General features: G+C 68.6%; 19 protein-coding genes. 14 read left to right on the top strand and 5 right to left on the bottom strand.

Translation table 11 applies throughout. The features are described 5' to 3' along the window. Positions 1-882, bottom strand: a complete 882-nt coding sequence (locus tag ABT392_RS21380; RefSeq protein WP_395384598.1) for an N-acetylmuramic acid 6-phosphate etherase — start codon at positions 880-882, stop codon at positions 1-3. 256 nt (positions 883-1,138) lie between these two features. Here ABT392_RS21380 and bufA2 point away from each other — a divergent pair, with 256 nt between their 5' ends. Genes bufA2 through ABT392_RS21360 form a run of 4 tightly spaced genes read left to right on the top strand, consistent with a single transcriptional unit; the run spans position 1,139 to position 3,626 of the window. After that, positions 1,139-1,399 carry a BufA2 family periplasmic bufferin-type metallophore gene (gene bufA2 / locus ABT392_RS21375; RefSeq protein ID WP_395384599.1) on the top strand — a complete coding sequence of 87 codons (261 nt, stop codon included), beginning with the start codon at positions 1,139-1,141 and terminating at the stop codon, positions 1,397-1,399. 38 nt (positions 1,400-1,437) lie between these two features. Further along, complete coding sequence (gene bufB / locus ABT392_RS21370) at positions 1,438-2,283, top strand: MNIO family bufferin maturase (RefSeq protein WP_395384600.1); 846 nt, start codon at positions 1,438-1,440, stop codon at positions 2,281-2,283. Next, positions 2,280-3,059, top strand: a complete 780-nt coding sequence (locus ABT392_RS21365) for an HvfC/BufC family peptide modification chaperone (protein ID WP_395384601.1) — start codon at positions 2,280-2,282, stop codon at positions 3,057-3,059. Before bufB ends, ABT392_RS21365 begins: the two co-directional genes overlap by 4 nt. A gap of 33 nt (positions 3,060-3,092) precedes the next feature. Then, positions 3,093-3,626 (top strand): peroxiredoxin, encoded by a 534-nt coding sequence (locus ABT392_RS21360; RefSeq protein ID WP_395384602.1) that lies wholly within the window; start codon positions 3,093-3,095, stop codon positions 3,624-3,626. 78 nt (positions 3,627-3,704) lie between these two features. Here the strand turns inward: ABT392_RS21360 and ABT392_RS21355 are convergent, their stop codons facing one another. From ABT392_RS21355 to ABT392_RS21340, 4 genes are all read right to left on the bottom strand, one after another. Next, positions 3,705-4,502, bottom strand: coding sequence for a hypothetical protein (locus tag ABT392_RS21355; RefSeq protein ID WP_334277619.1), 798 nt, complete (start codon positions 4,500-4,502; stop codon positions 3,705-3,707). A gap of 15 nt (positions 4,503-4,517) precedes the next feature. Next, positions 4,518-6,602, bottom strand: a complete 2,085-nt coding sequence (locus ABT392_RS21350; protein WP_334277620.1) for an SH3 domain-containing protein — start codon at positions 6,600-6,602, stop codon at positions 4,518-4,520. A 56-nt stretch (positions 6,603-6,658) separates the two neighbouring features. Next, the gene (locus tag ABT392_RS21345) at positions 6,659-7,282 is read right to left on the bottom strand and encodes an Lcl C-terminal domain-containing protein (RefSeq protein ID WP_334277621.1); all 624 of its coding nucleotides are present in this window, start codon (positions 7,280-7,282) and stop codon (positions 6,659-6,661) included. Positions 7,283-7,617: 335 nt separating this feature from the next. After that, the gene (locus tag ABT392_RS21340) at positions 7,618-9,516 is read right to left on the bottom strand and encodes an ATP-binding protein (protein WP_395384603.1); all 1,899 of its coding nucleotides are present in this window, start codon (positions 9,514-9,516) and stop codon (positions 7,618-7,620) included. Between the two features lie 161 nt (positions 9,517-9,677). Between ABT392_RS21340 and ABT392_RS21335 the strand changes: the two genes are divergently transcribed. The 10 genes from ABT392_RS21335 (at position 9,678) to ABT392_RS21290 (ending at position 20,132) form a co-directional block, all read left to right on the top strand. Then, on the top strand, positions 9,678-10,379 hold the full coding sequence (locus tag ABT392_RS21335; protein ID WP_395384604.1) for a GntR family transcriptional regulator: 702 nt from the start codon (positions 9,678-9,680) through the stop codon (positions 10,377-10,379). Positions 10,380-10,393: 14 nt separating this feature from the next. Beyond that, positions 10,394-11,356 (top strand): ABC transporter permease, encoded by a 963-nt coding sequence (locus ABT392_RS21330; protein WP_395384605.1) that lies wholly within the window; start codon positions 10,394-10,396, stop codon positions 11,354-11,356. Then, positions 11,353-12,162, top strand: coding sequence for an ABC transporter permease (locus ABT392_RS21325; RefSeq protein ID WP_395384606.1), 810 nt, complete (start codon positions 11,353-11,355; stop codon positions 12,160-12,162). The genes ABT392_RS21330 and ABT392_RS21325 overlap by 4 nt, the downstream gene beginning before the upstream one ends. Before the next feature lie 82 nt (positions 12,163-12,244). Then, positions 12,245-13,189, top strand: coding sequence for an ABC transporter ATP-binding protein (locus ABT392_RS21320; protein WP_395384607.1), 945 nt, complete (start codon positions 12,245-12,247; stop codon positions 13,187-13,189). After that, positions 13,186-13,947, top strand: a complete 762-nt coding sequence (locus ABT392_RS21315; protein WP_395384608.1) for an ATP-binding cassette domain-containing protein — start codon at positions 13,186-13,188, stop codon at positions 13,945-13,947. Before ABT392_RS21320 ends, ABT392_RS21315 begins: the two co-directional genes overlap by 4 nt. Before the next feature lie 36 nt (positions 13,948-13,983). Continuing rightward, the gene (locus ABT392_RS21310; protein ID WP_395384609.1) at positions 13,984-15,459 is read left to right on the top strand and encodes an ABC transporter substrate-binding protein; all 1,476 of its coding nucleotides are present in this window, start codon (positions 13,984-13,986) and stop codon (positions 15,457-15,459) included. A gap of 6 nt (positions 15,460-15,465) precedes the next feature. After that, positions 15,466-16,842, top strand: coding sequence for an amidase (locus ABT392_RS21305; RefSeq protein WP_395384610.1), 1,377 nt, complete (start codon positions 15,466-15,468; stop codon positions 16,840-16,842). 136 nt (positions 16,843-16,978) lie between these two features. Next, complete coding sequence (locus ABT392_RS21300; RefSeq protein ID WP_334277630.1) at positions 16,979-17,611, top strand: glutathione S-transferase family protein; 633 nt, start codon at positions 16,979-16,981, stop codon at positions 17,609-17,611. A gap of 13 nt (positions 17,612-17,624) precedes the next feature. Then, positions 17,625-18,179 (top strand): response regulator, encoded by a 555-nt coding sequence (locus tag ABT392_RS21295; protein WP_395384611.1) that lies wholly within the window; start codon positions 17,625-17,627, stop codon positions 18,177-18,179. Between the two features lie 54 nt (positions 18,180-18,233). Then, positions 18,234-20,132, top strand: a complete 1,899-nt coding sequence (locus tag ABT392_RS21290; protein WP_395384612.1) for a protein kinase domain-containing protein — start codon at positions 18,234-18,236, stop codon at positions 20,130-20,132. Positions 20,133-20,134 lie beyond the last annotated feature (2 nt).

Below are 20,134 nucleotides of genomic sequence, written 5' to 3'. Positions count from 1 at the left end.
TCAGCCGTTCAGCGCGCGCCGGACGCTGCCGCCGGAGGCGTCCAGCAGCTCACGCGACTGCTGGACTGTCAGGTTCTTCTTGATCGCCACCAGAGCCACCTTCACATGGTTGTCGCACTGGGCCAGCACCTCGCGGGCAAGGGCTTCGTCGGCGCCGCTGGCGCGCATGGTGAGCGCCACGGCCCGGCGCAGGAGCTTGGCGTTGGTGGCTTTCAGGTCGACCATCAGATTGCCGTAGACCTTGTTCAGCTTGACCATCAGGCTGCTGGAGAAGGTGTTGAGCGCCATCTTCTGCGCGCTGCCGGCCTTCAGCCGTGTGCTGCCCGAGATGACCTCGGGGCCGGTGTCCAGCGTGATGCCCAGCTCGGCGGCGGCCGTCACCGGCGCGCCGGCATTGTTGGCAAAGCCGATGGCGAGGGCGCCGGCCGCACGGGCCGCGCGGATCGCGCCCAGCACATAGGGCGTGCCGCCCGAAGCGGCCAGCGCCAGCAGCACGTCGTTGGGACCGGGGTTCAGGGCCGCGATGTCGGCCGCGCCCTGCACATCGTCGTCTTCAGCGCCTTCGATGGCGACGAACATGGCCTGCTGGCCGCCGGCAATCACGGCCACGGCGCGCTCGCGCGGCCAGGAGAAGGTGGGGTAGAGCTCCACGCTGTCGAGCACGCCCAGACGGCCCGAGGTGCCAGCGCCGGCATAGAGGATGCGGCCACCGGCCTGAATGCGCGGCAAGGCGGCTGCCACGGCTGCAGCCAGCTGCGGCCCGGCGCGACGCACGGCGTCGACCGCCTCCACCTGGTCCTCGATGAACGCGCTGACCAGTTGGGGCAGCTCGTAGAGGTCCAGGTCCGGATGGGCGGCGCTGGGGGTTTCGGTCTTCAGCATGGTGCGGGCTTTCAGTGTTGACCGGACTCTAATGGTCTACAAATGGTCTGACCAATGCGCTTGCAGACTCAGGTCATAACTTCAGGCAATACAAGACTGCATAAATCTTGTGGCATCCCCTCACTCAGCGAGCTCAGGTGTAAGGTCTGCCGGCCCTGCGCCGACGCAAGTTGGCAAGCCGGGTCTGTTCTGTTCAGCCATCCGGCCTGTATCTCTCAATGTTCTCTCTCTTCCTCACATTTTCGGAGACACGCATATGCAAGCCAAGATTCTGAAGACCGGCCTCGGTGTTGCTGCCGCAGCGGCCGCCCTGTTTGCCACCACCGGCCTGGCCACCACGGTGCAAGCCGCGGACGGCATGGTCAAGTGCTCGGGCGTCAATGCCTGCAAGGGCACCTCGGAATGCAAGACCGCCAAGAGCGACTGCAAGGGCCACAACGCCTGCAAGGGCCAGGGCTGGGTCAGCAAGAAGACGGCCGACGAGTGCACCAAGGCCGGCGGCAAGGTAGAGAAGTAAAACTGAATTCAGGGCCGCAATTGCGGCCCTGCTTTTCAATGAACATTCCTCAAGAATCATTCGGCCTGGGCCTGCGTGTCGAACACTACGCGGCGCTCGCCGAACCCGATCTGGTCTCCAAGCCCGACTGGCTGGAGATCATTTCAGAGAATTTCATGGTGCCCGGTGGCAAGCCGCTGTGGCATCTGGATCGCCTGCGGCGCGATTACCCGGTGGTGATGCATGGGGTGTCGATGTCCATCGGCAGCGCCGACCCGCTGGACCTGGGCTACCTGCGCGAGCTGCGCGCACTGGCGGATCGCATCGAGCCCGCCTGGATCTCCGACCACCTGTGCTGGACCGGCGTCGACCATCGCAACCTGCACGACCTGCTGCCGCTGGCCCTGAACCGCGCGACGCTGGAGCATCTCTTGCCGCGCATCGCGCAGGTGCAGGAGCTGCTCGGCCGGCGGCTCGTGCTGGAAAACGTCTCCAGCTACCTGCAGTTCGAAGCCGACGCGCAGGGTGAGGCGCAGTTCATTGCCGAGCTGGCCCGGCGCAGCGGCTGCGGTCTGCTGCTGGACGTGAACAACGTCTATGTGTCGAGCCGCAACCACGGCTTCGATGCACAAGCCTATATCGACACCATCCCGGCCGAGTCCGTCGTGCAGATCCATCTGGCCGGCCATGAAGACCAGGGCGAGCTGGTGATCGACACCCACGACCACCCGATCTGCGATGCCGTGTGGCAGCTCTATGCCTACACCCTGAGCCGCATGGGCCCGCGCCCCAGCATGATCGAACGCGACGACCACATGCCGCCCTTGCCCGAGCTGCTCGCCGAGCTGGACCAGGCGCGCGCCCTGGCCGCCGCCACGTTGGCACAAGCGCTGGTGCCGGCATGAATGCAGCGCTGCAGCAAGCCTTGCAGTTGGCGATCCGGACGGGCGGCGATGCGGCCGGTCTCCTGAAGGCCGGCTCGCGCATCGATGTCTATGCCCATGCCTACCGCGCCCGCTTGATAGCCGCGCTGCGCGACAACCACGAGGTGCTGTACCGGGCCATGGGCGACGCGGCCTTCGAGGCCCTGGCCCTGGCCTATATCGAAGCCCAGCCCTCCCGCCACCGCTCGATCCGCTGGTTCGGCGACGGCCTGGCCGGCTTCATGGCTGGCGCCGGTGCGGCGCAGGTGGAACACCCTTCCCTCATCGACATCGCCCGCATGGACTGGGCCCTGCGAGCAGCCTTTGATGCCGCCGACAGCACGCCGCTGGCAGGGGCCGACCTGGCCTCACTCGCCGGCGAAAGCTGGCCGGGCCTGCGGCTCCATCTGCAGCCGGGCACGGGCCTGCTCGAGATGGACTGGGTGATCGAGCCGGCATGGGCGGCGCTGCGGGCCGCCGAGTCCGACACCGAGTTGCCCGAGCTGGCGGCGCCGGTGGCTGGTCCGCATGTCCTGCTGGTCTGGCGCCAGGGGCTGGAGACGCGCTGGCGGACCCTGCCTCCGCTGGAGGCCTCGCTGCTGCAAGCACTGCAGGTCGGCGCCAGCTTTGCCGAGCTGTGCGAGCAAGCCGCGCAAAGCCAGGGCGAAGAAGGTGCGGCCGCCGCCGTCATCGCCTGCCTGCAGCAATGGCTGGCCGACGAGTTGCTGTCCAGCGAAATTTTCGTTGGCGAGGCATGATGCGGCACCTTCCCTACCGCTGCAGGATTTCCGATGTTCTTCAAGCATGCCCTGACTCTTTCCGCGCTGATGATCGCCGGCCTGGCCCAGGCAGCCCTGCCCGTCGGTGCCCCGGCGCCTGACTTCACGGCCGAAGCCGCACTCGGCGGCCAGCCCTACAAGTTCAGCCTGGCCGCGGCCTTGAAGAAGGGGCCGGTGGTCCTGTACTTCTATCCCAAGGCCTTCACCAGCGGCTGCACCTTCGAGGCCCATCTGTTCGCCGAGGCGAGCGAGAAGTTCGAGGCCCTCGGCGCCACCGTGGTCGGCATCTCCAACGACAGCATCGACACCCTGAAAAAGTTTTCGGTCGAGGCCTGCCGCAACAAGTTCGCCGTCGCCGCCGATGCCGGTGCCAAGGTGATGAGGGACTACGACGCCAAGCTGCTCAAGCCCATCGACATGGCCGACCGCATCTCCTACCTGATCAGCAGCGATGGCCGCATCGCCGCGGTCCACGCTGCGATGAAGCCCGAGGGCCATATCGAGAGCATGCTGAAGGCGGCCGAGCAGCTCAAGGCCAAGCGCTGAGGCCTATCCGGCCCGGCCGCCGGTATCGCGTCCAGGCCTTCGCCAGCCTCATGATCCTTCCGGATCATGAGTGCAGGTTCAGCCACCCGTTTGCTGCAGGCGATAGTCGGCCAGCGAGCGGGTCAGGGCCGCCTTGCGGGCGCCCTCGGCCAGCTGGCCGCGCAGCGCTTCGAAGCGAGCGAAATTGCTGTCGGTCAGGAAGGGCGTGAGGTTCTCCGCCACGGCCTGAGCGGCATGCCAGCCGCCGGTGTGCAGCACCTCGGCCAGCATGTCCTCATAGCCCACGCTCAAGCCCTGCCGCTGCCATTGCTGCAGGACAGGGAAGGCCTTCTGGAACAGCACCGAGTCGTAGCTCTCGCGCAGCGCCGCCACCGCGGCCTGCACCGTGGCCGCGTCGGGCGGCAGGCGCGCTGCCATGGCCAGGGCCTCGGCCTGGACATGCCCATCAGGAAAGGCCAGGAACTCCCGCACCAGCTGTGCCTGCTCGGCCGTGCTGGCCTGCGCCGGCAAGGCCTTGAGCTGGGCAACGATGGCGCGCGACGCCGCGAAATGGGCATCGAGCCCCTCGCTGCCGGCCAGGCCGCAGTTGTCGGCGTAGTAGCACTGCTTGAGCAGCCTCAGCGCGGCTGCCGCGGGCATGGTGCCAGCAACGGCGAGCTGGCCCGGCGCTGCCGCTGAAGCCGCCGCACTGGCTGCGTCAAGCGCCGCAGCGGCGGAAGGCATGACTGCCGTGGCCGAGCCCGGTGAGGCGAGCAGCTGGCTCGGGCCTGGCTGCTCGGCGACCGCGGCGTCCGGCCCCAGCCAGGCGAAGGCAGCCACTGCCGCAGCCAGCACGAGCACCGCAGCCATCAGCGCATTTCGCTGCCTCGCGTTCATGCCGCACCTCTTTCGTCAGGGCTGCAATGCCGTGTAGACGCTGCCGGGCCAGCGGTTGCTGCGGCAGAAGGCGGCGTTGGCATTGGCGGCCAGGCAGGCATTGACCAGCGTCGTGCCGAACGGGCCGTAGACATCGGTCTCGGGCGCACCGCCGCGCACCACGGCTTCCGTGCAATGGAATCGATGCGCGACCGAGCGCGAGGCGCCGCGCGGGCAGTCGCCATTGCCGACAGCCGCCGTGTTGGTCGCTTTGTTCCAGAGCTGCACTTGCAGCAGGGCACCGTCGACCACCACCCCGCGACCGGCCGTGCAGACCGCGCCGGCACCGCTGTCCAGGCAGGCCTGGGTCGCTGCGGCCGTGAACGGGCCGTAGACCGCGCTGGCGCTCATGCACTGGCGGCTGTGGATGTCGTAGCGCGTGCCGGCCGGGCAATGTGCATGCTTGGTCGGCGAGGCCGGCGTCGCAGCCGGAATCGCCCAGTTGGCCAGCGTCGAGCTCGGGTAGAGATTGCCGGCGAAGAACCAGCCATCCTTGCCCAGGTACTCGGTGCGGTAGTAGAGATTGTTGGCAGATGCCGTGCCATAGACCTCCTTGACCTGCACCACGGCGCCGCGAGGCATCGTGGTGAGGACGGTGCCGCTGGGCGGCGAGGCGCGCAGGTTCAGGCTGGTGGTGACGTTGACCGCCACCCAGTCGCCTGGATAGGCAATGGCGCCCGCAGCGGTGGGCGCCGCGGCGGCCGCGATGCCGGCGTGGTTGCTGCTGTCGCCAGCGAGGATCCAGCCGTCCTGCTGCGCGCCGGTGGTCAATGCGCCGCGAACACGGTAGTAGCGGTCCTGCTTCAGCACGCCGCGCACTTCGAAGTCCAGCACCTGGTAGTTGCCGGCGGGCAAGGTGCCCAGCACCATGCCGCCAACGGCCGAGCGCAGTTCCAGCGGGCTGCTGGTAGCAATCGCGCTGCCCAGCGACTGCAGGCCCGGCGTGCCGGCACGGCAGAGCTGATGGCGGTTGTGATCGACGCGAGCGCGGCCGGAGACGGCGGCGGCGTAGATCGTGGTGGCGACACTGTCGTCAAACGTGGTGCGCGAGCCCAGGCAAGCGGCGTCGCGCATGTCGTCCACGCATTCCAGCTTGTCGCCCACCAGCACGCAGGCGGCGCTGCCGAGCTTCATCAGCGTGTTTGGCAAGGGGCCGCCCGAGGTGGGCAACGGGCAGGAAGCGCCCATGTCCATCAGGCAGGGCACGTCGATGCTGGCGACCTTGTTCAGGTCGCTCACGTCCGGCAGCCAGCGGCGCAGGTCGTAGTTGTCGCGATAGCCATTGTCCTTGGCCACATTGGCATCGGCCGTGTTCTGCCAGCGGCAGACCTTGGTCGGGCCGCCGTTGTAGGCCGACCAGGCCGAGCGCGCGCGGCTGCGCCAGTACTCGTCGATCTGCGCCTGCGTGCCGGTGCCGGTTGTGGCACCGCCGAGGCAGCTTGCCGGCGCCTTTTGCCAGGCGTCGTAGTAGATGTCGATCGCGTAGGTGAAGTTCTGGAGCATGTTCCAGCCCTTGCCCTCTTGCAGCGGTACCAGGTGGTAGCGGTCATCCAGCTGCATCATCCCGTGGCCATGGCCGTTGTCGCCGCGAACCATCTTCAGCAGGAAGGCCTGGCCGGCGGCGAGCTGGGCGTCGCGGTAATGCGACCAGAAGCTCTCCTGGCGCAGCAGGGCAAAGACGCCGCGCTGATAGGCCGCCAGTTCATCGGGCAGCACGCCGGGCTTGCGCGCCTTCAGATAGCGCTCCGTTGCATCGCGGATGATGGGGTACATCTCCTGCATGTAGCGCTTGCGCTCGGCCACGCTGATCGGGTCGCTCGAGTTGGCCGTGTTGTAGGCCGCATCGTTGAAGATGGCCTGGCCGTAATTGCCGCGCACGAAGCTGTCGGGGCCGAACGAGGCCACATCACAGCCGCTGGGCACGCGGCCGTGCGTGAAGGTACCGCCGACCTTGTTGGCACATTCCCAGAAGTCGATCGTCGGCGTATAGCCGGCCTGGGCCTGGCCCAGGCCCAAGAGGCCACAGGCCAGCAGGGCGAGACGAGATAGCAGTTTCTTCATGGCACAGGACTCCCTGAGCGAAGGTGGATGGGGGAAGCGAAACGCTGCCAGGCCGATCAACGGCGGCTGCGGCGGCGGGTTAGCGACAGCGCGGCAAGGGCAGCCAGCGCCAGCCCCGCGGTCTGCGGCTCCGGCACATCACCGACGCGCACCGCCCAGGCGTAATAGAGGTTGTCCGTTGAGGAGCTGCCCTGGTCGCCAAAGGCAGTGAAGAAGTGCATCGCCTCGCCTTCATAGAGCGAGGCCGTGCCGGTCCAGTAAGCCCAGGCGGCAAGATCCTGGAAGGGGCCGGTCTGGGTCAGTCCGTCGAAGGCGTTGTTGCCCAGGCTGGTGTAGAAGAGGTAGCCCAGTTCGCTGTTCAAGCCGCTGTTGTTGAAGCCGCTGTCGGTGCTGCCGTCATCCGAGAAATCGAGATTGAGCGCTGTGCCATTGACCGGTGTGAGGCCCGGCAGACGCCAGTCATCGCGGCCACCGAACTCCAACGCCTCGGCCCAGGCCTTGGCATCGGACCAGCTGCGCATGCCGCCCAGGCTGGCATTGCGCACCCAGGTCAGGCCGGTGGCGGTGTCGTACACCATGTCGTTGTTGCCGCCGCGCAGTTGCAGCGAGGCCTGGGCGGGTGCCAGCAGGGCACCCAGTGCGAGGCAGGCAAATGCAGATTTCAGGGTCTTCATCGTCATGGTCATCTCGTTCCAAAAGCGCGCCCGGCACACCGGTCAGGCCGGGCGCCTCAAGGGCCGAAACGCGACATGCAGCAGACGAGCGCGTCCATGCGGGCACAGGGCCAGCAAGCCAGCGAGCAGCAAGCGCGACATTGAGGTCGACGCATGAGCGTCGCCAGGAGCTAACCCTGATGATCAGTGCCAACTCGCAGCAATGGTCGTCGCCACTAGACCAATTGGTACATAGGGCAAACCTGTGAACTTCATCACGAATTGAGGGGCATCCATGCACGGAAGGAATGCCTTGCCCCTCCGAAGGGGGGCAGGTCTTGCCTGCGGCAGCTGCGCCAGGTTCAGTGGCTGAGCCGGCGCGGCAAGCGCAGTTCGAACAGCGCGCCACCGCCCGGCGCTTCGAGCAGACGGATCTCACCGCCCAGGCGCTGCGTCACCAGGCGGTAAGCCAGGTGCAGCCCGAGGCCCGAGGAGCCCTGGCCAAGCCGCGTCGTGAAGAAGGGATCGAACACGCGGGGGCGGTTGGCCTGCGCAATGCCGTGTCCGCTGTCGCCGACCTCCAGGCAGTAGTCGTCGCCCTGCAGGCTGGCACTGATGCGCAAGCGCCGCTCGCCCTGCCAACCCCTGAAGCCATGCACCAGGCTGTTCTCGAACAGCTGGGCCAGCACTTGGCCCAGCGCGCCGGGGTTGCCATGCAGCACCTGACCGCCCGGGCATTGCAATTCCACCTCGACACCGGCCTCACGCAAGCCACGATCCATCACGGCCAGCGTGTTCTCGACCACATCGCTCGGATGGAAGTCGACCGGCTCCATACCGGCCTGCTCCAGCGCGAGCGCCTTGAAGCTGCGCACCAGGGCGCTCGCGCGCTCCAGGCCGCGCTGAGCCAGCGCCAGGCCCTCTTCCAGGCCGCCGTGCAACTCATGGATATCTCGCCGCGACAGCCGCCCCTCCTCAAAAGCCTGCTTGTTCTGGTCGATGACTGCGGCCATCGTGCCGATCGCCAGCAGCGCGTTGCCCAGCGGCGTGTTCAGCTCATGAGCCACGCCGGCCACGAGGTGCGTCAGGGCGGCCTGCTTCTCGCGCTCCAGCAGCATGCGCATGGCGCGCTCCAGCTCGCGATTGCGCTGCTCGACCTTCAGCTCCAGCGCATCGCGCGCCTCGGCCAGCTCGCGCTCCAGCTGGCTGCCCTGGCGGCGCAGGTACTCGTTCTGACCTTGCATGCGGGCATGGCTGCTGACGCGCTCCAGCGTCAGGCCGAAGGACCTGGCCTGGTGGCGGGCCCGCTCCTGCACCAGGCTGACCTGCGCCTTGCGTGCGGCCAGCGCGGTTTCGAACAGACCGGCCTCTTCGGCACATTCGGCCTTGCGCATCAGGATGCGGCCGCGGATGGGCATCATCGGATGCGGCAGGGCCAGCGCCCAGGCCCGATCAAACAAGGGCAAGGCCTCCAGGTGCCGGCCGCGCTTCCAGGCCAGCAGGGCGCAATTCTGGAAGTAGAAGATCTGCTGCCGCTCCAGCACCTCGCCGCCAGCCAGCAGTTCGCCCGCCTCGCGCAGCAGCCGTTCAACCGCATCCAGCTTGCCCAGCCAAAGGTATTGGTTCGCCAGATTGACCGTGTCGCGCATCCGCGCCGTCGGCGTGCCCGACTGCAGCGACTCCTCATAGAGCCGCTGCGAGATGGCAGCAGCTTCCTCATAGCGGTCCAGGAAGGAGTAGGCCGCACCGATGTTGGTCATCAGGCTGTGCCTCGCGGCGGACGGCAGCAGGGCCAGCTGCCCAAGGTCGGCGGCCAGAGGTTCGAAGCGCTGCAACAGCTCGGCGAACAGCTCGCCCTCGTACAGGGCACTGCTGGCGCGCACCTTGGCCAGGGCGACGCTTGCGGGGTCGCCGAGTTGCTCGTACAGCGCCTCGGCTTCCCCAAAGGACTCCAGCGCCTGCGTCACCATGCGCGCTCGCGACTGCAGGCGGGCCAGCGCCACCAGGGCGTCGGCCTGGGCCGGCAGGTCCAGGGCACGACGGGCCGCATTCAGCAGCGCGTAGGCCGGTTCAAGCTCGGGCTCCTGCTCGCGGCTGTGCATCTCGAGCACCAGCTGGCGACAGGCCAGGCGGGCGTGGCGAGAATCGTCGAAGGCGAGGTCCTTGAGGTTGTCGAGCAGACGCCGCGCCGTCTGAACGTCAACAGCGTCCAGAGACTCGTCCAGAGAGCGCAGCAGGAGATCGAACTCGTCCAGCAGCATTTTGAAAACCTTGCTTCAGCACTCGCCCTGGATGCCTGCGCTGGTTTCAGCGCATGGCGGCTATCATTCGCGCCCAAGGGTAAGCCAAGTATCCAACCATTCCGGCGCCAATCAGCATCAACAAGAATGCAGCAGGCCCGGGACGGGATGTCGAGGGACAAGTGACAGAACAGACCGAATGGCGAGGCCGCGTGAGGCTCGTCGATGAAGTGGCGCAGGTCTTGCGCCAGCGGATTTACATGGGCCACTACCCACCCGGTGAAATGCTGCGACAGGTACAACTGGCAGCCGACCTCAAGGTCAGCCGCACGCCGCTGCGCGAAGCCTTGCGCATGCTGCAGTCCGAAGGCCTGGTGGAGGCCGACAGCGTGCGCGGCGTCTGCGTCGCCCGGGCCGACCACCGCCGGCTGATGGATGCCTATGCGATGCGCGAGATGCTCGATGCGCTTGCCGCGCGCCAGGCCGCCGAGCGCGGCAGCGAGCGCGCCGCCGAGCTGCTGACACCGCTGCTGGCGCGCCAGGAAGCGGCACTCACGCCCTGGTCGCCCAGCGACTATGCGCAAAGCAATGTCGACTTCCACGCGGCCATCGTGGAGCTGGCCGACAACGAGTTCCTGGAAAGCCAGATGGCCCTGGTGCGCAAGACCTCGCAGGTCTTCGCGCCGGCCGTGCTGATTTCCAAGGACCGCGCGCATCCGGCCATTGCCGAGCACCGCGCCATCGCCCAAGCCATCGCGGCCGGCAATGGCGACGCCGCCGAGCAAGCCGCCCGCAGCCACATCCGCGCCACGCTGGGCTGCCTGAAGCAGGCGGCACGCTACCAGCAGGACCCGCCCACCAGCCTGCCACCGCGCCGGCGCTGAAGAGCAGCAGAGCGATGAGCCTGGCCCTGCTGCGTCGCATGCTCTGGCTGCTGGCCACGCTGGCAGCCGCCTCGGCGCTGATCTTCGGCCTCCTGGACCTGCTGCCCGGCAACGCGGCCCAGGTGCTCCTGGGGCCGGATGCTGCGCCTGAAGCGGTCGAGGCCCTGAGCCGCCAGCTCGGGCTGGACCAGAGCGCCCTCCAGCGCTACCTGCAATGGATAGGCGGACTCCTGCAGGGCGAGCTGGGCGAGAGTGCCAGCTATGGCGGCGCGCCAGTGTGGCCGCTGATGCTTGAGCGGCTGGCAGTGACCCTGCCGCTGTCGTTCTTCGCTTTCATGCTGGCCTTGGCTGTCGCACTGCCGGCGGCCGTGTTCGCGGCAAGCCGCCAAGGCCGCACCGGCGATCTCCTGGTGATGGGCATCAGCCAGCTGGGCATCGCCTTGCCCAGCTTCTGGCTGGGCATCCTGCTGACGCTGCTGTTCTCGGTGCAGCTGCAATGGCTGCCGGCCGGCGGCTTCCCGGGCTGGCGCGGCGAAGGCGGCTGGACGGCCGCACTGCAAGCCCTGCTCTTGCCGGCGCTCGCGCTGGCACTGGTGCAGGGCGCGATCCTGGCACGCGTCAGCCGTTCGGCCCTCGTCGAACTGCTGCGCGACGACTTCGTCCGCAATGCGCGGGCCCAGGGCATGAGCCGGCGTGCGCTGCTGTGGGGGCCGGTGCTGCGCAATGCACTGCTGCCGGTGCTGACCATCGCCGGCCTGCAGTTCGCCAATCTGCTGGCCGGAGCCATCGTGGTGGAAAACGTCTTCACCCTGCCCGGCCTCGGCCGCCTGATCTTCCAGGCCATTGCCAACCGCGACCTCGCCCTGGTGCGCAACGCGGTGATGTTCCTGGTGGCGGCGGTGCTCGTCATCAATTTCATCGTCGACCTGCTCTATCTGTGGATCGATCCGCGGCTGCGTGGCGGAGGCCGGCTATGAAGGCGGCCCTGCGTATCGGAGCGACCCTGAGCCTGTGCGTTCTGGCGGTGGCCGCCCTTTCCTTCTTCTGGACGCCGGGATCGCTTGTCGACGTGGACATGCAGGCCCGGCTGCTGCCCGCCAACGCCAACCACTGGCTGGGCACCGACGCGCTGGGTCGCGACGTGCTGAGCCTCCTGATGGCTGGGGCCCGCAATGCGCTGCTGGTCGGCGTGATCGCGGTCGGCATCGGCCTGGTCGGCGGCACGGTGCTGGGCCTGTGGGCGGCGGCGCGGCGCGGCTGGGTCGAGCAGGTGGTGATGCGCGCGGCCGATATCGGCTTTGCCTTCCCGGCGCTGCTGATCGCGCTGGTGTTCACGGCGGTCTGGGGGCCGGGCATCATCAACGCGATTGCCGCAATCGGCCTGCATGCGGTGCCGACGTTTGCGCGGGTGGCGAGAGGCGCAGCACTGTCGGTCTGGTCGCGCGACTATGTGCTGGCCGCGCGTGCCTGCGGCAAGGGCCCCTGGCGCATCAGCATCGACCATGTGCTGCCGAACATCGCCGCGCCGCTGATCGTGCAGGCCACGATCCAGTTCGCCCTGGCCATCCTGGCCGAGGCTGCACTGTCGTATCTCGGCCTTGGCACGCAGCCGCCCGACCCATCATGGGGCCGCATGCTGGCCGAGGCGCAGACCTGGCTCTTTCAGGCGCCGCAGCTGGCCATCTACCCGGGCCTGGCCATCATGCTGGCCGTGCTCGGATTGAATCTCCTGGGCGATGGCTTGCGGGATCATCTGGACCCGCGGCAGGAGCGTGCCCGATGAGGGCCGAGCGCAGGGCCGCTCCCAAGCCGGCGCGCATCCCCTCGGGGGATCGACCGGTGCACCCGCCGGGCGAGGGGCTGCAATGAGCCTGCCCTTGCTGCTCGTTGAAGACCTGCGGGTCAGCCTCGGCGATGGCCGGGCCGTCGTGCGCGGCCTCGATTTCGAGTTGCGCGCCGGCGAGACGCTGGCCCTGATCGGCGAATCGGGCAGCGGCAAGAGCATGACAGCGCTGGCCCTGATGGGCTTGCTGCCCGAGGCTGCGCGCGCCCGCGGCCGCCTGCTGCTGGCCGGCGAGGATCTGCTCAAGCTGAACGAGGCGGCACTGTGCAAGCAGCGCGGCCGCCGCATAGCGCTGGTGCCGCAGGAGCCGCTCAGTGCCCTGAACCCGCTGCAGCGCGTCCTGCATCAGGTGATGCTGCCGCTGCGCATGCATGGCCTGACTGACGGCGCCGAGCAGCGCGCCCGCGAAGTACTGGCTCGCGTGGGCCTGCCCGAGTCGCGCTGGCGGGCCTGGCCGCATGAGCTATCGGGCGGCCAGCGCCAGCGGGTGCTGATTGCCCAGGCGCTGGCCTGCGGGCCCTCGCTCCTGATTGCCGACGAGCCGACCTCGGCGCTGGACCCGGCCTCACAGCGCCAGGTGCTGGACCTGTTGGCCGAACTGGGCCGGGAGCAGGGCCTGGCGCTGCTCCTGATCTCCCACGACCTGGGCCTGGTGGCGCGCCGCGCCGATCGGCTGCTGGTCATGTATGGCGGGCGCATCATGGAACAGGGCCTGGCCAGCGAACTCCTCAGCGCACCGGCCCATCCCTACACGCAGGCGTTGCTGGCCGCGCGCCCCGGCCTTGCCACGCGGGGCCAGGTCTTGCCGGCGATTCCCGGCCAGGTGCCGGCCGCGGGCCAATGGCCCAGGGGCTGCCCCTTCGCCGGTCGCTGCGCCTTGGGCGACCAGCGCTGCATCGATGAAGCGCCGCCGCGGGCGCTCGTGGGCGCCCATGGCAGCGCCGACTGCTGGAGGTTGCAGGCATGAGCGTCATGAACGACAGGCCGCCGCCGCTGCTCAAGGTCGAAGGTCTCGGCAAGCACTACCCGCTGCCGCGCCAATCGCTGTTCACCGCGCCAGGCCGGCTGCAGGCGCTGGACGGCGTTTCGTTCGAGCTTGAAAGCGGCGGCGCCTTGGGCCTGGTCGGCGCGTCCGGCTCGGGCAAGAGCACGCTGGCGCGCCTGCTGATGGCGCTGGAGCGGCCGGACGCCGGCCGGGTGGAGCTGCTGGGCCGCGAGCTGCATGCCTTGAACCCGCGCGATCTGCGCAATGCGCGGCGCGACATCGCCATCGTGTTCCAGGACCCGGCCGGTGCGCTGGACCCGCGCATGACGGTGGAGCGCAGCGTCGGCGAGCCCCTGGAAATGCTCGGGCGCATGCCCCGGGCGATGCGCCGCGAGCGCGTGCTGGAAACGCTGGAGGCCGTCGGCTTGTCAGCGGCAGACCTCGGCCGCTACCCGCATCAGTTCTCCGGCGGCCAGCGCCAGCGCATCGCGATTGCCCGGGCTCTGGTAACCAGGCCCCGGCTGATCATTGCGGACGAGCCCGTCAGCGCGCTGGACATGTCGGTCCAGGCCCAGGTCCTGAACCTCCTGCAGGACCTGCGCCAGCGCTTCGGCATGGGCCTCCTGCTGATCAGCCATGACCTGGCGGTGGTGGCGCAACTGTGCGAGCGCCTGATGGTGCTGGAAGCCGGCCGCATCACCCGCCAGGGCCGCACCGAGGACCTGCTCCAGGCACTCTGAGGAAACCAGGGTCATGTGTTGCGCTTATCCTTGCGCATGCCTTTCTTGAACCGACGTTCCGCTCTTGCGCTGGGCCTTGCCGCGCCGCTGACGCTGTGGGCGCAGCGCCCGCGTGACACCCTCGTGGTCGGCATGACCCTGGAACCGCCCGGCCTGGACCCGACCGTGGGCGCGGCCTCGGCGATTGCCGAGGTGGTGCTCTACAACGTGCTGGAGACGCTGACCAAGATCGGCCCTGACGGCCAGGCGCGGCCGCTGCTGGCCGACAGCTGGGAGATCTCGGCCGACCAGAAGACCTACCGCTTCAAGCTCAAGCGGGGGCTCAGGTTCCACAACGGCGAGGCCCTCAATGCGGCGGCCGTGAAGTTCTCGTTCGAGCGCGCCGCCAGCGAAGCCAGCACCAACAAGGACAAGCGCCTGTTCGCCGGCTTTGCCAGCGTCGTGGCAGCCGATGAAGCGACGCTGCAGATCACGCTGAAGAGCCCCGAGCCCGACCTGCCCTTCCTGCTCGGCCAGGCCAGCGCCTGCATCGTCGAGCCCCGCAGTGCCCAGGGCAATGCCCAGATGCCCGTGGGCACCGGGCCGTACCAGTTCGAAGCCTGGTCGCGCGGTGCCTCGCTGACGCTGAAGGCATGGCCGCAGTACCGCTCGCCAATGGCGATCAAGCGCGTGCAGTTCCGCTTCATCAGTGAGCCGGCAGCACAGGTGGCCTCGCTGCTGGCCGGCGATATCGACACCTTCCCGCGCGTGGCGGTGGCACGCAGCCTGGCGCAGTTCAGGAGCGATGCGCGCTTCCAGGTCATCGTCAGCGGATCGCGAGCCAAGACCCTGATCGCCATCAACCATCAGCGCAAGCCCCTGGGCGATGTGCGCGTGCGGCGCGCCCTGGCCGCTGCCATCGATCGCAAGGCCGTGATCGCCGCGGCTGCCGACGGCTTTGGCGTGCCCATCGGCAGCCACTATGTGCCCGGCGCACCAGGCTACGTGGACACCACAGCCATCAACCCCTTCGACCCGCAGCGCGCCCGCGCCCTGCTGAAGGAGGCGGGCGTTGGCGTCCTGAATCTCACACTGAAGCTGCCACCGGTGCCCTATGCCCGCCAGGGCGGCGAGCTGGTCAAGGCGCAGCTGGCCCAGGTGGGCGTGAACCTGAAGCTGGAGAACATCGAATGGGCGCAGTGGATGGCCTCGGTCTATGGCCAGCGCAATTACGAGCTGACGCTGATCTCGCATGTCGAGCCGCTGGACCTCGGCAACTACGCCAAGACGGGCTACTACTGGGGCTACCAGAACCCCGAGTTCAACAAGCTGTTCGAGAAACTGCGCGAAAGCCCGCGCGAGGCCGAGCGCCTGCAGATGCTGGGCAATGCGCAGCGATTGCTGGCCCAGGATGCAGCGGCCGTCTACCTCTACCAGCCGCAATGGCTGACCGTGGCGAAGAAGGGGCTCAAGGGCCTGTGGGCCGACATGCCGATCTTCGCCAACGACATCGCCGCCCTGAGCTGGAGCTGACCTGCCATGCATGACCTGAGCGCCTGCGAACTGCTGCAGCACTATCGGCGCGGCAGCCTGTCGCCGGTGGAGGTCGCGCGCGCGACCATCGCGCACATCGAACGCTGGGAGCCCCGGCTGCATGCCTTCTACCGCTTCGATCCCGAGGCGGCGCTGGCCCAGGCGCGCGCGTCGGAGCAACGCTGGCAGCGCGGCGAGGCGCTGGCGCTGGACGGCGTGCCGCTGACGCTGAAGGAGAACATTGCCACCGCCGGCTGCGCCATGCCCCTGGGCACGGCCGCACTGGCCGACGCCACACCGGCGCTGGCCGACGCGCCACCCGCAGCGCGCCTGCGCGAAGCCGGCGCCGTGCTGCTGGGCAAGACCACGATGCCGGACTACGGCATGCTGAGCTCGGGCCTGTCCAGCCTGCACGCAGCGGCACGCAACCCCTGGGACCAGAGCAAGGGCCCGGGCGGCAGCAGCGCCGGCGCCGCGGCAGCGGCTGCGGCCGGCTATGGCCCCTTGCATGTGGGCACCGATATCGGCGGCTCCCTGCGCCTGCCAGCTTCCTGGTGCGGCATCTTCACCCTGAAGCCCAGCCTCGGCCGCATTCCCATCCAGCCGCCCTACGCCGGCCGCGTGGCCGGGCCGATGACGCGCACGGTCGCCGACGCCGCCCTGATGATGGTGCCGCTGAGCCGGCCCGACTGGCGCGACGGCATGAGCCTGCCGGCGCAGGACATCGCCTGGCAGAGTGCGCCGCTGGACTTGCGGGGTCTGAGGATCGGCCTGTGGACCGACGCCGGCTGGGGCCTGCCGGTCGACCCGGAGGTCCAGGGTGCCATCGAAGCCGCGGCTCGCCTGCTCGAGCAGGCCGGCGCCATCGTCGAGCCGCTGGCGCCCTTCTCGACACGGGCCATGATCGACGGGCTCGACCGCTTCTGGCGCATGCGTTCCTGGCTGGACATCTCGGCGCTCGCGCCCGAGCGGCGGGCCCGCGTCCTGCCCTACATCCGCCAGTGGGTGGCGGCCGGCGAGCACTGCTCGGCAGCCGAGCTCTTCCAGGGCTACAGCCAGATGGCAGCGTTCCGCGATTCGGCCATTGCCGCCTGCCAGGCCTTTGACTTCGTGATCTCACCGGTGGCGCCGGTCCCGGCCTTTGAGGCCGAGCTGGCCAGCCCCCTGGACGACCCGGCCCGGCCCTTCGAACACATCGCCTTCACCGTGCCCTTCAACTTCAGCGAACAGCCGGCAGCGTCCATCAATTGCGGCTGCACAAAGGCCGGCCTGCCCATAGGCCTGCAGACCATCGGAAAGCGCCATGACGACCTTGGTGTGCTGCGCTTTTCGGCCACTTTCGAGGCCTTGCGCGGCCCGCAAAAACCCTGGCCCACGCCCTGAGCGTCGGCGCCGATGTGGCCTGCCTGCGACTGTTGGGACGTCTGCGCCTGAAACAGGGGGCGATACACAGGGCAATGTTCCGGGGAGAACCCTGCCCGAAGCACAAATACCCGCTGGAGCGTGCAACACTGCGGCTATGAGCAATCTCACCCTTTTTGGCACCCAGGGCTCCGGCTCGGCCGCCATCGAGGCGGCGCTGACGATGGCCGGCCTGCCTTTCGAGCAGGTGGAGGCCTCGTCATGGCAGCCAGGGCCAGGTCTTGAGGCCCTGGCCCGGGTCAATCCGCTGCAGCAGATTCCGACGCTGGTGCTGGACGACGGCACGGTGCTGACCGAAAGCGCGGCCATCCTGATCGAGCTGGGCTTGCGCCACCCCGACTCCGGCCTGCTGCCCGCGCACCCGACCGCGCGTGCCCGGGCGATCCGCGGCCTGGTGTTCGTGGCTGCCAACTGCTATGCCGCGATCAGCATCATCGACTACCCGGCCCGCTGGTGCGTGGGCGCCGATGACGACGATGTCGAGCGCATCCGCGCCGGCTCGCGCGAGCGCCTGCATCGCCATTGGTCCTTGTTCGCCGAGCAGTTCGGCAGCACTTTCATGGCCGGTGGCCGCCCCGGCGCGCTGGAGCTGCTGGCCACCGTCGTTTCCAAATGGTCGGGCAGCCGGCCCCATCTTCAGCAGGCAAGGCCCGAGTTCCATGCACTGCTGCTGACGGTGGAGCAGCATCCGGCCGTCGCAGAAATATTCGCCCGTCACTGGCCGGCTTGAGGAGAAAGCAAGCATGTTTGCAGAATTGCAGGACGCACTGGGCAACTACCTGCTGCCGTTCCTGATCGCGGTGCCGCTGGCCATCGTGGTCATCCTGATCAGCTTGCGCAAAGGCGAGGACACCCTGGTGGAACGCCCGCCGCGCGTCGAACCCATGGCGCCGGCGCCCGCGCCGGTCGTGCCGCAAACCCGCTCGCCGGCCGCGGTGCTGGTGGTGGACGATTCCACCGTCGCGCGCACCAAGCTCGTGAAGCTGTTCAACGAGGCCGGCTACCTGGTCGCTTCGGCCAAGGACGGCGTCGAGGCCCTGGAAGTGCTGGGCCGGCAGAAAGTCGATGTGCTGATCACCGACCTGGAAATGCCCAACAAGGACGGCTTCGAGCTGATCGCCGACGTCAAGGGCAGCCTGGCCACCGAGGACCTGCCCATCATCGCCATCACCGGCCACGAAGAGCTGCAGACCCGGGTGCATGAAGTGCAGGGCCTGTTCGGCATCTTCAAGAAGCCCTGGAACGACCGCGAGCTGCTCAAGCGCGTCGAGGCCCTGGCCTCCCTGCGCAAGGCATGAGCCGGCTCGCCATGAATTTCGGCTGAATCAACCTGGAGCCCCGTCAGGAGTTACATGACCGACGCTTCAGACGATCGCAGCCAGATACCGGGCCATTCGGCCGAGGACGATTTCAACGCCCTTCCCGCCGGCACCCGCTTTGGCGAGCTGGAGATCCTGCGCACCTTGGGCGTGGGCGGCTTCGGCATCGTCTACCTGGCGCAGGACCATGCGCTGGAGCGCCTGGTGGCGATCAAGGAATACATGCCCGGGCAACTGGCCAAGCGCAGCGAAGGCTCGCATGTGTCGGTGCGTTCGGGCTCGCTGTCCGAGACCTTCGACCTCGGCCGGCGCAGCTTCGTCAATGAAGCGCGGCTGCTGGCCCGCTTCGACCACCGCTCGCTCCTGAAGGTCTACCGCTTCTGGGAAGCCAATGGCACGGCCTATATGGTCATGCCCTATCTGCAAGGCATCACGCTGAAGCAGGCGCGCCAGCAGATGACCGAGGCGCCCACGGAGGCCTGGATCATGAGGCGGCTCCTGCCGCTGCTGGACGGCCTCAGCATCCTGCATGCCGAGCAGGTCTACCACCGCGACATCGCACCTGACAACGTGCTGCTGCCGCTCGACGAGGCCGACCCCATCCTGCTGGACTTCGGCGCCGCGCGCCGCGCGATCAGCGACAAGACGCAGTCCTTCACCGCCATCCTGAAGCCCAGCTACGCGCCGATCGAGCAGTACGCCGAGGCCGCCTCGCTGCGCCAGGGGCCCTGGACCGACGTCTATGCGCTCGGCGCCGTGCTGCACTACCTGGTCATGGGCCACACGCCGCCGCCCAGCACCACGCGCACCGTGGCGGACGAATTCGTGCCGCTGGCCGAGCGCGGCGTGGCTGGCTTCTCGCAGCATTTCCTGGCCGCCATCGACTGGTCGCTGGGCGTGCGCCCTCAGGACCGGCCCCAGTCCATGCGCGAGTTCCGCGCGGCGCTGCTGGGCGAAATCAAGCCGCCTGAATCGCGGGCTCATTTCGACCCCGAACGCACCATCATTGCGCCGCGTGGCGCGCGGGCCTACGAGAGCACCCAATTACTCAGCGGCGGCCTGGAGCCGACGAGCATTGACGAGACGGTGGAGGCCACCGTGGCAGGAGCTTCGCTGGCGGAACTTGCGCCCGCCGAGCCCCCTGCCGCACCGCCGCCTCCTGCGCCGCCGCCATCACCGTTGCCCTCTCCCTCGCCACAGCCTGAACCTGCGCCGCGGCCGGCGCCACCCGCCGTGCTGATGGACAGCGGCTCGACCCGCCGAGGCATGATGGGCGCCGTTGTCGGCCTGCTGCTCCTCCTGGTGCTGGGCTGGCTGGTCCTGGGGCGCGACAAGGGAGAGCAGCCTCGTCCGGTCGCTCCCGATGCCGCCGCCTCCGCGCCGCTGCTGGCGGCCGCTTCAGAGCCGGTCCGGACGGTGGCCTTGGCGGCGAGTGCCCCCCTGCCCAAGCCCTCCGCGCCGAGCACGGCATCGGTCGCCGCCGCTTCGGCCGCCTCCGCGCCAGCCCTGCGCGCCTCGGGCCTGCGGCCGGTCGAGCCGCGTGCCAGCGCGCCGGCGCCGGCTCGCCGGGACAACGCCACCAAGACAGCGGTCAAGGAAAAGCCGGCGCCGATTCCGAGCCTGCCGCACCAGGACCCGAGCCTGAGCCAGCAGCCGGTGCTCGCCGCGAATCCCGGGATCACGGGCAGCGCCGGGACCAGCGCTTCCGCGCCGGCCTCCCAGGTGGCCAGCCGGCCGGCCGAGGCCGCCGCCAGCGCACCACAGGACCCGAAAGCCGCCTGCGCCAAGCGCCGCAGCAGCTTTGTGCCGGACGCAGTGAACCTCATCTACATGGACTGCCTGGAGCGCAGCTGCAAGAAGGCGGATTTCCAGGCCCACCCCGAATGCGCCAGGATCCGGGAGTTGGTCGAGAAAAGAGACGGTCGTTCCTGACC

It is taken from the genome of Paucibacter sp. JuS9 (assembly GCF_044043925.2).
In the GTDB taxonomy this organism is placed as follows: domain Bacteria; phylum Pseudomonadota; class Gammaproteobacteria; order Burkholderiales; family Burkholderiaceae_C; genus JAUASW01.
The sequence above is the reverse complement of the archived record's forward strand: the minus strand, read 5'-3'. Positions and strand labels throughout refer to the sequence as shown.

What these genes read in the sequence shown, in the direction of transcription:
- ABT392_RS21320 (WP_395384607.1), top strand. Translation starts at nt 12,245, where the DNA reads ATGAGCCTGCCCTTGCTGCTCGTTGAAGACCTGCGGGTCAGCCTCGGC.
- ABT392_RS21355 (WP_334277619.1), bottom strand. Translation starts at nt 4,502, where the DNA reads ATGAACGCGAGGCAGCGAAATGCGCTGATGGCTGCGGTGCTCGTGCTG.
- ABT392_RS21365 (WP_395384601.1), top strand. Translation starts at nt 2,280, where the DNA reads ATGAATGCAGCGCTGCAGCAAGCCTTGCAGTTGGCGATCCGGACGGGC.
- ABT392_RS21310 (WP_395384609.1), top strand. Translation starts at nt 13,984, where the DNA reads ATGCCTTTCTTGAACCGACGTTCCGCTCTTGCGCTGGGCCTTGCCGCG.
- ABT392_RS21380 (WP_395384598.1), bottom strand. Translation starts at nt 882, where the DNA reads ATGCTGAAGACCGAAACCCCCAGCGCCGCCCATCCGGACCTGGACCTC.
- bufB (WP_395384600.1), top strand. Translation starts at nt 1,438, where the DNA reads ATGAACATTCCTCAAGAATCATTCGGCCTGGGCCTGCGTGTCGAACAC.
- ABT392_RS21300 (WP_334277630.1), top strand. Translation starts at nt 16,979, where the DNA reads ATGAGCAATCTCACCCTTTTTGGCACCCAGGGCTCCGGCTCGGCCGCC.
- ABT392_RS21290 (WP_395384612.1), top strand. Translation starts at nt 18,234, where the DNA reads ATGACCGACGCTTCAGACGATCGCAGCCAGATACCGGGCCATTCGGCC.
- ABT392_RS21360 (WP_395384602.1), top strand. Translation starts at nt 3,093, where the DNA reads ATGTTCTTCAAGCATGCCCTGACTCTTTCCGCGCTGATGATCGCCGGC.
- ABT392_RS21315 (WP_395384608.1), top strand. Translation starts at nt 13,186, where the DNA reads ATGAGCGTCATGAACGACAGGCCGCCGCCGCTGCTCAAGGTCGAAGGT.
- bufA2 (WP_395384599.1), top strand. Translation starts at nt 1,139, where the DNA reads ATGCAAGCCAAGATTCTGAAGACCGGCCTCGGTGTTGCTGCCGCAGCG.
- ABT392_RS21330 (WP_395384605.1), top strand. Translation starts at nt 10,394, where the DNA reads ATGAGCCTGGCCCTGCTGCGTCGCATGCTCTGGCTGCTGGCCACGCTG.
- ABT392_RS21325 (WP_395384606.1), top strand. Translation starts at nt 11,353, where the DNA reads ATGAAGGCGGCCCTGCGTATCGGAGCGACCCTGAGCCTGTGCGTTCTG.
- ABT392_RS21340 (WP_395384603.1), bottom strand. Translation starts at nt 9,516, where the DNA reads ATGCTGCTGGACGAGTTCGATCTCCTGCTGCGCTCTCTGGACGAGTCT.
- ABT392_RS21295 (WP_395384611.1), top strand. Translation starts at nt 17,625, where the DNA reads ATGTTTGCAGAATTGCAGGACGCACTGGGCAACTACCTGCTGCCGTTC.
- ABT392_RS21305 (WP_395384610.1), top strand. Translation starts at nt 15,466, where the DNA reads ATGCATGACCTGAGCGCCTGCGAACTGCTGCAGCACTATCGGCGCGGC.
- ABT392_RS21345 (WP_334277621.1), bottom strand. Translation starts at nt 7,282, where the DNA reads ATGACGATGAAGACCCTGAAATCTGCATTTGCCTGCCTCGCACTGGGT.
- ABT392_RS21350 (WP_334277620.1), bottom strand. Translation starts at nt 6,602, where the DNA reads ATGAAGAAACTGCTATCTCGTCTCGCCCTGCTGGCCTGTGGCCTCTTG.